An 11,461-nucleotide genomic window follows, 5' to 3' on the forward strand; every position below is an offset into this window, starting at 1 on the left:
TTCATTTGAAGATTACTAAAGAAGTAAAAACAGCTTTGTTAGCTATTGTAGCTATTGCCTTATTAATTTTTGGTTATAGCTTTTTAAAAGGAAATAATTTACTCCAAGACAATAGAACTTTTTACGCTACTTATAATGAAGTAGAAGGTCTAGCAAAATCATCTACGGTAACCATTAACGGACTTAAAGTAGGTTCTATTACCGATATTTCTTTTCTTAATAAAAAAGGAAGAGTTTTAGTGACCATGAATATAGAAGATGATTTCGAATTCACTAAAAAAAGTGTAGCGAGAATTTATGGTGGTAGCTTAATAGGAGGAAAGAGTATGGCAATAATCCCTCATTACGAAGGTGAATTGGCAAACTCTGGAGATACCTTAGTTGGCGATATTGAAGAAGGATTATTAGAGTTGGTTAACGATCGATTAACTCCGCTTCAGCAAAAAGTAGAAAGTGCTATTGTTAGTGCAGATTCTTTATTATATGCCATTAATGATGTTTTAAACGAAAAAACTAGAGAAGATCTTAAACAGACATTTGCTAATCTTAACCAAACCGTTGCTTCATTTAATGGTGTAGCAAACAAAGCAAATAATATTCTTGGTAATAACGAAGAAAAATTAAATAGAACTTTTACCAATCTAGATGAAATGTCTGGAAATTTTAATAAATTCTCAGATTCAATAGCTCAAATTGATCTTAATAAGATGGTAGGGGATTTTGAAGGCGTGATCGCAGATTTCAAGAAAATCTCAGACGACTTAAACAACGGGAAAGGAACAGCAGGTAAACTTTTAAAAGATGATAAGGTTTACAATAATATGGATAGAGCTACAAAGCAATTAGAACAATTGCTGCAAGACATTAAGCTTAATCCAAAACGTTATGTTCACTTCTCTGTATTCGGGAAAAACGGAGATAAATATAAAAAACCAAAAGATTCGCTCAAATAATTACAAAACAATATGGCATTATTAGGACAAATTTTATTTGTTATCGCTTTAGTTTTTGGCTTTGGCTTCTTTGCTAGAAATGTAAAGAAATTAGTAAGAAACATACGCTTAGGGAAAGAGATAGATAGAAACGATAAACCCAAAGAACGCTTTGCTAATATGGCAAGAGTAGCATTGGGTCAATCAAAGATGGTAAAAAGACCTATCGCAGGTTTTTTACATATTGTTGTCTACGTAGGTTTTGTAATCATTAACATAGAAGTTTTAGAAATTATCATTGATGGTATTTTTGGAACTCATAGAATTTTTTCTTTTTTAGGAACTACATATGACGTTCTCATTGGTTCATTTGAAGTTTTAGCATTTCTTGTATTTTTAGGAGTTGTTATTTTTTGGATTCGTAGAAATGTGGTTAGAATTAAACGTTTTTGGGCAAATGAAATGACGGGTTGGCCTAAAAATGATGCTAATAATATTTTGTATTTTGAAATGATCTTAATGGTTTTCTTTCTATTAATGAATGCAGCCGATTTTCAATTACAAACCTTAGGAGCCGATCATTATGCAAGTGAAGGTGGAATAGTAGGATCTTTTCCTATAAGTCAGTTTTTAGTGCCACTTATTGATGGTTTAAGTATTTCCACTTTAATTATTGTAGAGAGAACAGCTTGGTGGTTACATATATTAGGAATTTTATTCTTCCTGAATTACTTATATTATTCAAAACATTTACATATACTTTTAGCTTTTCCAAATACTTATTATGCTAAATTAAAACCTCAAGGTGAATTTGATAATTTAGAAGCTGTAAAGAAAGAAGTAGAATTAATGATGGATCCTAATGCAGATCCTTTTGCAGCACCAGACGCTTCCGTGGAAACAGAAGAACCAGAGAAATTTGGAGCAAGCGATGTACAAGATTTAAATTGGGTACAACTACTTAACTCATATACCTGTACAGAATGTGGACGTTGTACTTCAGAATGTCCCGCAAACCAAACCGGAAAAAAACTATCTCCGCGAAAAATTATGATGGATACGCGCGATCGCTTAGAAGAAGTGGGAGCAAATATAGATTCTAATAAAGGAGAATTTAAAGAAGACGGCAAACAACTTTTAAACGATTACATCACCAAAGAAGAGCTTTGGGCTTGTACTACTTGCAATGCTTGTGTAGAAGCTTGTCCTATAGGAATAGATCCTTTATCTATTATTATGGAAATGAGAAGATATTTAGTGATGGAAGAAAGTGCAGCACCTAATGAATTAAATATTGCTATGGGTAATATTGAAAACAATGGAGCACCTTGGCCTTACAACCAGATGGATCGTTTAAATTGGGCAGAAGAAAAATAAAAATTTAAAAATTACTCTTTCAAAAAGAGAAAAAGATATATTGATTATGGCAGAAGCGATTAAAGTACCAACAATGGCTGAATATATGGCAGAAGGTAAAAAACCTGAAGTTTTATTTTGGGTAGGTTGTGCTGGAAGTTTTGATGATAGAGCCAAAAAAATCACCAAAGCTTTTGTAAAAATACTCTCTAATGCTGGAGTAGATTATGCGGTATTAGGAACAGAAGAAGGTTGTACTGGAGATCCTGCAAAACGAGCAGGAAATGAGTTTTTATTTCAAATGCAAGCAGCTCAAAATATTGAGGTATTAAATGGTTATGAAATAGAAAAAATTGTAACCGCATGTCCGCATTGTTTTAATACGATTAAAAATGAATATCCAGAGCTTGGTGGTAATTACAAAGTAATGCATCATACTCAGTTTTTAAAATCTCTTTTAGAAGAAGGGAAATTGAAAGTTGAGGGAGGTAAATTTAAAGGTAAAAGAATAACTTTTCACGATCCTTGTTACTTAGGGCGAGCTAATAATGAGTATGAAGCTCCTAGAGACTTACTTCGTAAATTAGAAGTAGAGTTAGTCGAAATGAAAAACTGCAAGAAGAAAGGACTTTGTTGCGGAGCAGGGGGAGGACAAATGTTTAAAGAACCAGAACCTGGTGATAAAGATGTAAATGTATTGCGTACAGAGCAAGCCATGGAAACTAAACCAGATATGATTGCAGCAGGTTGCCCTTTTTGTAATACCATGATGACCGATGGTGTTAAAAGCAAAAATAAAGAAGGCGAAATTGAAGTTATGGATGTAGCTGAAATGATTGCCCAAGCAGATGAATTATAAGTTTAATATAGAGGATGCAGCGTTGATATGTATGTAGATTTTAAAGAATTACCCAATAAATCCAGAATCTGGATTTACCAATCAAATAGACCTTTTACAGAAGAAGAAGTTATGCAACTTAATGAAGAAGTTGCGCAATTTTTGAAGCAATGGACAGCTCATGGAGCCAATCTTAATGCTGGATTCGAAATTAAGTACAAGCGTTTTATCATCATAGGTTTAGATCAATCGCAACAAGGTGCTACGGGGTGTTCTATAGATGCATCTGTGCATTTTATACAAGAATTAGAGAAGAAATACGAGGTTGACTTATTAGACAAGATGAATGTATCTTTTAAGCAAGGAGAGTTTATTGCCTATAAGCCTCTTATAGATTTCAAAAAAATAGTTAAAAACAGATCGGTTTCTCCTAAAACTATTGTATTCAATAATTTAGTGAATACAAAAGAAGAGTACCTACACGAATGGGAAATTCCGTTAGAAGAAAGTTGGCATAATAGGTTCTTGTAGAACAACTTTTTACTGCTACTCTCGTTTCTTTTATACCTGTTTTTAATTCCGTAAAGTTTATGAAATTTATTCTTAATACCCTTCTTATACTATTTTTAGTACCCGTTAGTTTTGCCCAAACGCAAAACCCTTTGATAGCTAAAAATAAAGCAGATCAAAAAAAATGGGTAGATAGTATTTATAAGAATATGACCTTAGAAGAAAAAGTAGGCCAATTATTTATGGTCGATATTTTTTCTAGTAAAGGTGACGCTGCTGCGGATAAAATAAAACAACTTATTCATGATTATCATATTGGTGGAGTAATCTTCTCTAAAGGAGGACCCCAGCAACAAGCCAAAATGAATAATGAATTTCAAGAATTATCTCGCGTAAAACTTCTTATAGGGATGGATGCCGAATGGGGATTATCCATGAGATTAGATTCTACTTATGCTTTTCCATGGAATATGACATTGGGCGCAGTAGAAGATAATGAATTGATTAAACAAGTAGGGCAACAAGTAGCAAAACATTGTAAACGTTTAGGAGTTCATATAAATTTTGCTCCAGTAGTAGATATTAATACCAACCCAGCAAACCCTATTATTGGCAATCGCTCTTTTGGGGAAAATAAAGATCGAGTAACAGAGAAAGCCTTAGCATTTATGCAGGGTATGCATTTAGAAAATGTATTGAGCAGTGCTAAACATTTTCCAGGACACGGAGACACAGACACCGATTCTCATAAAGCTTTACCTACACTTAATTTTACTAAAAAACGTTTAGATAGTCTTGAACTATATCCTTATTATAGGATGATTCAAGAAGGGGTTTCTAGTATTATGGTCGGACATTTAAATGTACCCGCTTTAGAACCTAGAGAAAATTTTCCTTCCTCTTTATCTAAAAAAATTATCACAGGCTTATTAAAAGATAGTCTCAATTATAAAGGTTTAGTCTTTACCGACGCTTTAAATATGCGTGGAGTAGCAGATTTTGATGAGCCAGGAGAAATTGATTTAGCAGCTTTTCTTGCCGGTAATGACATTTTATTAATATCTGAAGATATTCCTAAGGCCCATGAAAAAATTGTTGCTGCTTATCAAGAGAATATATTTACAGAAGAGCGTTTAGCAAATTCCGTAAAGAAAATTTTACAAGCAAAATATAAAGTTGGTTTAAATGATTACCAACCTGTAAATACAGATTATTTAGTTGAAGAATTGAATACTCTCCACAATGATGTATTGTATGAAAATGTTATTGAAAAAGCAATTACAGTCATTAAAAACGACAAAGCCATTTTACCCATTAAAGACCTTCAGTCTAAAAAAATAGCTTACGTTCCTTTTGGAGAGGATAGTGGAAATAGTTTTTACCATCAACTTCAAAAATATACACAGGTTGACCGCGTAAGTAGCGAACATTTAGGAGATTTATTAGAAAAGTTACAGTCTTATAATTACGTGATTGTGGGACATCACACTTCCAATGAAAATCCTTGGAAATCTTATCAGTTTACTGATAAAGAATTGGTTTGGTTATATGAAATTTCTCGCTTAAATACGACTGTTTTAGCCTCATTCGCTAGACCTTATTCAATTTTAGATTTAAAATCTACTACAAATCTAGAAGGGATAATATTAGGTTATCAAAATAGTGAAATTGGTCAAAAGAAAGTAGCTCAAATCCTTTTTGGAGCGATAGGAGCAGAAGGAAAATTACCGGTAAGTGTTGGTGATAATTTTCCTGAAGGTACTCGCTATATTACCAAACCTTTAAAACGATTATCTTACGGTTTACCCGAAACGGTTGGGATGAGTTCTGCTTACCTACACAAAATTGATTCATTAGCTCAAAGCGTGGTAGATCAAGAAATGGCACCTGGAGTTCAACTTCTAGTAGCTAAAAAGGGAAGAGTAGTTTATCAAAAAAACTTTGGCTACCATACTTATGAAAAAACAATCCCTGTAAGTGATAGTACGGTTTATGATTTAGCTTCATTAACTAAAATACTAGCTAGCCTTCCATTAATTATGGAATTAAAAGAAAATGGAACTGTAGATTTAAATACAAGACTTAAAGAAATTCTGCCAGAATTAGAAGGGACTAATAAAGCGAATATTTCTTTAAAGGAAATGTTAAGTCATTATGCACGTTTACAGGCTTGGATCCCGTTTTATGTAGCAACCCTAGATAAAGAAACTAAAAAAGCTTCGGTTAAATATTTTAGACCACAACCCGATAAAGTCTTTAGTATTAAAGTAGCAGATGATTTTTATATGCGTAATGATATCAATGATTCTATATTTAAGCAAATAACCGATAGTGATCTTAGAAAAAGAAAAGAATATAAATATAGTGATCTTCCCTATTATATTTTAAAGAAATATTTAGAAGAACATTATAAAAGTTCTCTACATCAGCTTACTCAAGAAAAGATCTATGAAAATTTAGGCGCAAATTACATGGGGTATCTTCCTTTAGAACGATTTAAAGCAGATCAAATTCCACCTACAGAAGTTGATGACTATTGGAGAGATCAAAAAGTTCAAGGTTATGTTCATGATCAAGGAGCCGCTATGTTAGGTGGAGTAGGAGGTCACGCCGGACTTTTTAGTAATAGTAATGATGTCGCAAAGATTATGCAAATGTATTTGAACAATGGGTATTATGGGGGAAAACGTTATTTTAATGAAGAAACCATACATGCTTTTAACACTTGTTATTATTGTGAAGATGAAGTGAGAAGAGGAGTTGGATTCGATAAACCTCAGTTAGGAACAGTGGGACCTACTTGTGGATGTATTTCTATGAAGAGTTTTGGACATAGTGGATTTACAGGAACTTATGCTTGGGCAGATCCAGAAGAGGAAATTGTGTATGTATTTTTATCTAATAGAACATTTCCAGATGCTACGAATAGAAAACTAATTAGCGAAGATATAAGAACTAAAATACAGCGGTTAATTTATGAATCGATTATGTATTAAAGTTCCTGTTTAGTAGCAAAAGTTTTACCTTTAAACAAAAAATTATGAAGATAGGTATTGTATGTTATCCTACATTTGGAGGAAGTGGAGTTGTAGCTACCGAATTAGGAATGGGGTTAGCAAAAAGAGGCCACGAAATTCACTTTATAACCTATAAACAACCAGTACGGTTAGAACAACTATCTAAAAGCATTCATTACCACGAGGTAAATGTTCCAGAATATCCTTTATTTCATTATCAACCTTATGAACTTGCGCTATCAAGTAAATTGGTAGATATGGTAAGGCTTCATAAAATAGAATTACTTCACGTACATTATGCCATTCCTCATGCTTATGCAGGTTATATGGCAAAAAAAATGTTGGCAGAAGAAGGGATTCATATACCAATGGTAACCACGCTTCATGGAACCGATATTACTCTGGTAGGAAATCATCCTTTTTATAAACCAGCAGTAACCTTTAGTATTAATAAAAGTGATTATGTAACTTCTGTATCACAAAGCTTAAAAGATGATACTCTTCGCTTATTTGATGTAAAAACTCCTATAGAGGTTGTACCCAATTTTATCGATGCAAAAAAAGAAAAAAATCAGTTTACAGATTGTCAGCGAGAATTAATGGCAGAAGACGATGAAAAAATAATCACCCATATTAGTAACTTTAGAAAAGTTAAACGAGTAGATGATGTGGTGAAAATTTTTTATAAAACGCAACAAACAATCAATTCTAAGTTAATTATGGTCGGCGAAGGACCAGAAGTACAGCCAGCTAAAAAATTAGCCCATGAGTTGGGGATCTCAGATAAGATTATGTTTTTAGGGGAAAGCAATGATATTGATAAGATTCTATGTTTTTCAGATTTATTTTTGCTGCCTTCAGAAAAAGAAAGTTTTGGTTTAGCTGCCTTAGAAGCTATGGTGAACAGTGTCCCTGTAATCTCTTCTAATACTGGAGGTTTACCTGAAGTTAATAAAGAAGGATTTTCTGGATATTTAAGTGAAGTAGGAAATGTGGAAGAAATGGCGAAAAATGCCATTCATATTTTAAGTGATGATCATCGTTTACAGCAATTTAAATTAAATGCCAAAAAAATGGCATTAAAATTCGATACGGATACTGTAATTCCTCAATATGAAGAAATTTACAATAGAGCTGCATCCAACCTCAATGCCAAATTTACTGATTAGATAATCAATTTTTTAGAATTGATAACGAACTCCAACTGCAATATCTGGAGCAAAATCATCAATAACATCATAATCAGAAAAACCAAATTCTGGTCTAAAATCTAATGATAATAACAACGGAATATCAAAGTTATATTCTATACCAATATTCCCAGCAATAAATACAAATGCGCCATCATTATCATCAAAATCATCTCTAAAATCTCTTTTATCATCAACGGTTCCTAAACCTGCTCCTGCACCCGCATACCAGTTAAAACCTCCTTCTATATTCCAAACCCATTGGTAAAGTCCGGCTAGTTTTACCGCATCAAAGTTATCGTCGTTTCTCCAACCTAAGTCCAATTCTAAACGGTTGTTATCGTTTCCAATGGCTCGTTGGTAAGAAACTTCTGCTCCAAAACCATCACCTCCACCCAAGCGAAGTCCAATAGCATTCTCAGAAATTTCTTGAGCATTCATCGTTAAAAAAGCTCCCATACTAAGCGCTAATGTCAAAAAAATCTTTTTCATATTCATTTAATTTTCAGTTTGAGGTCAAATATATTTTCAATTTTAATACCTTTCGGTTATGCTTAATTAATCTTTTGTTAATCTTCCTTAAAAACTGTTAACTCCATTGAATTTATCTCTATTAGAACTATTAGGATCCCGAATTGAAGGTGAGCTGTATGTTAATAAAACATTTAAAGAACTATATGCTACAGATGCTTCTGTCTATAGAAAGTTGCCAGTAGGTGTCGCTATTCCTAAATCTAGAAAAGATATTCAGCAAATTATAAATTTTGCAAATCAAGAAGGGGTAGGGTTAATTCCTCGTGCCGCAGGTACATCATTAGCAGGACAGTGTGTAGGAGATGGTTTAGTGATTGATATTTCTAAATATTTAAATTCTGTAATTGAGTTTAATGAAGACGAACAAACTGTAGTAGTAGAACCAGGAATTATCAGGGATGATTTGAATAGGTCTTTAAAGCCTTATAATTTATTTTTTGGTCCTAATACTTCTACATCAAATAGATGTACGATAGGCGGTATGGTGGGGAATAATTCTAGTGGTACCACTTCTATTCAATACGGAGTTACAAGAGATAAGGTTTTAGAACTAGAGACAATACTATCGGATGGAAGTGTTGTAACTTTCAAATCGCTTAACGCGGAAGAATTTCAGCAAAAGCTTCAACAACATAATCTTGAAGGTGATATCTACCGAAAGTTCTATGAAATGTTGCTTCCGCAAGAAGTACAGCAAGAAATAAAAGAACAGTTTCCTTTGCCAGAAATTCACCGTAGAAATACAGGTTACGCTTTAGACGCTTTGATAGATAGTGATGTTTTTTCTAAATCTACCCAAACCTTTAATTTCTGTAAATTATTATGTGGTAGTGAAGGGACGTTAGCATTTACTACAAAAATTAAACTTCAATTAAATGAGTTGCCTCCTGAACATTCGGCTATGATCGCAGCACATTTTTCTTCTATAGAAGACTGTTTAGCTGCTGTAGAACTTGTAATGCAAGAAGATTTATACACTTGCGAGATGATGGATAAGATTATTTTAGATTGTACTAAAGACAGTCTTAAGTATAAAGAAAATAGGTTTTTTATTGAGGGTGATCCGTTAGGGATTTTGATGTTAGAAATTAAAGCAGAAACATCTAAAGCCTTACAACATAAAATCTCTCTTTTAGAAAATAATCTAAGTACAAAATCTAAGTCATACGCTAATAAAATACTTTTTGGAGAAGAAATTTATTTAGCCTTAGAATTAAGGAAAGCTGGATTGGGTTTGTTGGGAAACATTAAGGGAGATAAAAAAGCAGTAGCTTGTATAGAAGATACAGCCGTGGCTCTAAAAGATCTATCTTCTTATATCACAGAGTTTACTCAGCTGATGAGAGGCTTTGATCAACGTGCAGTTTATTATGCTCATGCAGGAGCAGGAGAATTACATTTGAGACCTATATTAAACTTGAAGAAAGAAAAAGATGTAAAGCTTTTTAAAGAAATCACATACGAAGTTGCCATATTAGTGAAGAAATATAAAGGTTCTTTTAGTGGAGAACACGGGGATGGTAGGGTAAGAGCATCTTTTATAAACATGTTAGTAGGTGATAAAAATTATCAACTTTTTAGAGAAACCAAACAAATATTTGATCCTAAAAATATCTTTAATCCTGGAAAAATTGTAGACGCTCTTCCTATGGAAACCGATTTACGTTATAAGCCTAACCGTAAAGAGCCTAAGGAGGAAACTCTAATGAACTTTGATGATTCACAAGGCTTTTTACGTGCTGTAGAGAATTGTAATGGTAGCGGAGATTGTAGAAAGAGTGTAGAATCTGGAGGGACTATGTGCCCAAGTTATCGCGCTACTAAAAGTGAAAAAGATTCTACTCGTGGTAGAGCTAATGTATTGAGAGAGTTGATGACTCAAACTGATTCTATTAAGAAATTTGATGATAAGCATACAAAAGAAGTATTAGATTTATGCATTAGTTGCAAAGGTTGTAAAAGCGAATGTCCATCTAATGTAGATATGGCTAGTTATAAAGCAGAGTTTTTGTATCAATATCATCAATTTAATTCACCGAGTTTTAGAGATCAACTTTTTGCTAAAAATTATACTTGGAATAAACGAGGAAGAATAAGCACAACACTTACCAATGCTCTATTTTCTACGCCTTGGACCTCAAAGCTTATTAAGCAAATTCTTAATATAGCTTCGCAACGTAATTTGCCACAGCTTGCAAAAAAATCTTTACGGAAAATCATACAGGAAAAACCTAGTTTACTTTCCGCGAAAGCGAAATACATACAGACCGTTTATATATTTATCGATGAATTTACAGATCAATTAGATACGCAAGTAGGAATAGATGCGATCGAAGTGTTAACACTTTTAGGTTATGAAATAAAAGTAGTTCCTCATGAAGAAAGCGGACGCGCCCAAATATCTAAAGGTTTCTTGAAAGAAGCTAAAAAGTTAGCAAATAAAAATATCGAGACTTTTACTCCATTAATCTCTAAACAAACTCCTTTACTAGGAATAGAACCCAGTGCTACTCTTTCCTTTCGGGATGAATATCTACGACTTGCAAATCAACCTGAAAAGGCTATAAAACTATCAAAAAATGTTTTTTTAATAGAAGAGTTTTTAGCTAAAGAAATTCAGAAAGGAAAGATTTCTTCTAATCAATTCCGTAAAGAGAAAAAAACGATTAAGATTCACGGTCATTGTCATCAAAAAGCTTTGAGTAGTGTAAAACCTACATTCGACATTTTAAATCTTCCAGAAAATTACACGGTAACCATAATCCCTTCTGGATGTTGCGGGATGGCAGGGAGTTTTGGTTATGAAAAAGAGCATTATGAGGTGAGTATGCAAATAGGAAATCAGACACTTTTTCCTGCTATAAGAAAAGCTAAAGATGATGTTTTAATTTCAGCAAATGGAACAAGCTGCAGGCACCAGATTTATGATGGTACCAAAAAAAAATCAATACATCCTATAAGTATTTTAAAGAATGCATTGATTAAATTATAGATTTAAATAAATTTATAGAGGTCAGTAGTTAGTTGCTTATTAATTTTGCTTGATGAATTTTATCACTATCCACCATTTTTGTTATCAAGTTA

8 protein-coding genes are annotated in these 11,461 nt (G+C 33.1%); 7 read left to right on the forward strand and 1 reads right to left on the reverse strand.

The window, feature by feature from the left end:
- The first annotated feature begins 5 nt into the window (after positions 1–5).
- The 6 genes from FT986_RS12055 to bshA are packed head-to-tail and all read left to right on the forward strand — an operon-like array spanning position 6 to position 7,822.
- Complete coding sequence (locus FT986_RS12055) at positions 6–953, forward strand: MlaD family protein (protein WP_147865266.1); 948 nt, start codon at positions 6–8, stop codon at positions 951–953.
- Positions 954–965: 12 nt separating this feature from the next.
- Positions 966–2,309 (forward strand): (Fe-S)-binding protein, encoded by a 1,344-nt coding sequence (locus FT986_RS12060; RefSeq protein ID WP_147865267.1) that lies wholly within the window; start codon positions 966–968, stop codon positions 2,307–2,309.
- Between the two features lie 46 nt (positions 2,310–2,355).
- Positions 2,356–3,147, forward strand: coding sequence for a (Fe-S)-binding protein (locus tag FT986_RS12065; RefSeq protein ID WP_147865268.1), 792 nt, complete (start codon positions 2,356–2,358; stop codon positions 3,145–3,147).
- 27 nt (positions 3,148–3,174) lie between these two features.
- Positions 3,175–3,657, forward strand: a complete 483-nt coding sequence (locus FT986_RS12070; RefSeq protein WP_147865269.1) for an ABC transporter ATPase — start codon at positions 3,175–3,177, stop codon at positions 3,655–3,657.
- 59 nt (positions 3,658–3,716) lie between these two features.
- Positions 3,717–6,632 (forward strand): glycoside hydrolase family 3 N-terminal domain-containing protein, encoded by a 2,916-nt coding sequence (locus FT986_RS12075; protein WP_147865270.1) that lies wholly within the window; start codon positions 3,717–3,719, stop codon positions 6,630–6,632.
- Between the two features lie 44 nt (positions 6,633–6,676).
- Positions 6,677–7,822 carry an N-acetyl-alpha-D-glucosaminyl L-malate synthase BshA gene (gene bshA / locus FT986_RS12080; RefSeq protein WP_147865271.1) on the forward strand — a complete coding sequence of 382 codons (1,146 nt, stop codon included), beginning with the start codon at positions 6,677–6,679 and terminating at the stop codon, positions 7,820–7,822.
- Between the two features lie 12 nt (positions 7,823–7,834).
- On the opposite strand, the gene FT986_RS12085 is transcribed toward bshA, so the two are convergent.
- Entirely contained in the window at positions 7,835–8,335 is a 501-nt protein-coding gene (locus FT986_RS12085; RefSeq protein ID WP_147865272.1) for a hypothetical protein, read from the reverse strand.
- Positions 8,336–8,441: 106 nt separating this feature from the next.
- Here FT986_RS12085 and FT986_RS12090 point away from each other — a divergent pair, with 106 nt between their 5' ends.
- Positions 8,442–11,369 (forward strand): FAD-binding and (Fe-S)-binding domain-containing protein, encoded by a 2,928-nt coding sequence (locus FT986_RS12090; protein ID WP_147865273.1) that lies wholly within the window; start codon positions 8,442–8,444, stop codon positions 11,367–11,369.
- The last annotated feature ends 92 nt before the right edge of the window (positions 11,370–11,461 follow it).

Source organism: Mesonia sp. K4-1 (genome assembly GCF_008017825.1).
Taxonomy (GTDB): Bacteria; Bacteroidota; Bacteroidia; order Flavobacteriales; family Flavobacteriaceae; genus Mesonia.

Excerpts from the sequence above, each read along its gene's own strand:
- FT986_RS12060 (WP_147865267.1), top strand. The coding sequence starts at position 966 with ATGGCATTATTAGGACAAATTTTATTTGTTATCGCTTTAGTTTTTGGC.
- FT986_RS12065 (WP_147865268.1), top strand. The coding sequence starts at position 2,356 with ATGGCAGAAGCGATTAAAGTACCAACAATGGCTGAATATATGGCAGAA.
- FT986_RS12070 (WP_147865269.1), top strand. The coding sequence starts at position 3,175 with ATGTATGTAGATTTTAAAGAATTACCCAATAAATCCAGAATCTGGATT.
- FT986_RS12075 (WP_147865270.1), top strand. The coding sequence starts at position 3,717 with ATGAAATTTATTCTTAATACCCTTCTTATACTATTTTTAGTACCCGTT.
- bshA (WP_147865271.1), top strand. The coding sequence starts at position 6,677 with ATGAAGATAGGTATTGTATGTTATCCTACATTTGGAGGAAGTGGAGTT.
- FT986_RS12085 (WP_147865272.1), bottom strand. The coding sequence starts at position 8,335 with ATGAAAAAGATTTTTTTGACATTAGCGCTTAGTATGGGAGCTTTTTTA.